A 1362-nucleotide genomic window follows, 5' to 3' on the forward strand; every position below is an offset into this window, starting at 1 on the left:
GGCGCCGGTGCCGCTGTGGCTGCATCCGGCGCCGCCGCGCCCGCAGTCGAAGCTGACACGGCCGCTCGCCGATCCACCGGCCGAGGCCGCCAGCGGTCACACCGGGCCGGACGATGCCGCACGCAAGCATCAGGCCGAGCGCGTCGATGATCCCGACGGCAAGCGCGGGCTGCTGGCCTTCCGGCTCGAATCGATGTTCTCGTGGACCGAGTACGTGAAGGTCGATCGCTGCGACGACGACAGTGAGGACGACCAGGCCCGCAGCAACGCCGATGACCTGCGCGTGCTGAGCGTCGCGCGCGGCAAGGCGCCGGCGACGAAGCTCAGGTTCGATCTCGACCTGCCCTCGGCCGGGCAGGACGACATCCCGCTCGGCGACGGCATCCCGGTGCCGGAGTGGGACTGGAAGCGCGGCGTGCTGCTGCCCGATCACTGCCGCGTGCAGCTGATGCTGCCGCGCGGCGCCGTGCCGGCCGAACTGCCGGCGCACCTGCGCGTCACCGCCCGGCGGCTGCGCGCGCAGTTCGAGCAGCTGCGCCCGGTGCGCAGCTGGCTGCGCGGCCTGCCGGATGGCGCCGACATCGACCTCGACGCCTGGCTCGCGCACCGCGCCGAGCGCATGAACGGTACGGCGAGCGGCGACGTGCGCCTGTACCGCGACTTCCGCGGCGGCGTGCGCGATCTCGCCTGCCTGCTGCTCGCCGACCTGTCGCTGTCGACCGATGCCTGGGTCGGCGAGCACGGCCGCGTCATCGACGTGATCCGCGACGCGCTGCACCTGTTCGCCGAGGCGCTGGCCGCGACCGGCGACCGCTACGCGCTCTACGGCTTCTCGTCGCGCCGGCGCGATCACGTGCGCCTGCTGGCGCTGAAGGCTTTCGACGAGCGCCACGACGCCGGCATCCGCGGGCGCATCGCCGCGATCCGCCCCGGCTACTACACGCGCATGGGCGCGGCGATCCGCCACGCGACGACGCTGCTCGGCCGCGAACCGGCGAGCCGGCGCATCCTGATCCTGCTCACCGACGGCAAGCCGAACGACCTCGACCGCTACGAAGGCCGCTGGGGCATCGAGGACACGCGCGCGGCGATCCGCGAGGCGCGCGAGGCCGGCCTGCAGCCGTTCTGCGTGACCATCGACGAGCAGGCCCACGACTACCTGCCGTACCTGTTCGGCACGCAGGGCTGGGTGCTGATCCGCAAGCCCGCCGAACTGCCGCGCGAACTGCCGCTGCTGTATGCGCGGCTGACGGGGTGAGCGGGGCGGTTCACAGGAAAGCCCGGCAGGCACGCATCTGCTGCGCTTTTCTGCGCGCCATCGGCGCACCCATGCGCGTCATCGGCACTTCCATCCGCGTCATC

Annotated in this window: 1 protein-coding gene; it reads left to right on the top strand. The window is 72.8% G+C overall.

What is annotated here, in order from left to right; translation table 11 throughout:
* The coding region (locus tag PKE44_RS15555; RefSeq protein WP_324552912.1) for a VWA domain-containing protein at nt 1-1258 on the top strand (1258 nt) is incomplete at its 5' end.
* Nucleotides 1259-1362: the final 104 nt, after the last annotated feature.

The organism is Plasticicumulans sp., from assembly GCF_035331805.1.
Taxonomy (GTDB): domain Bacteria; phylum Pseudomonadota; class Gammaproteobacteria; order Competibacterales; family Competibacteraceae; genus Plasticicumulans.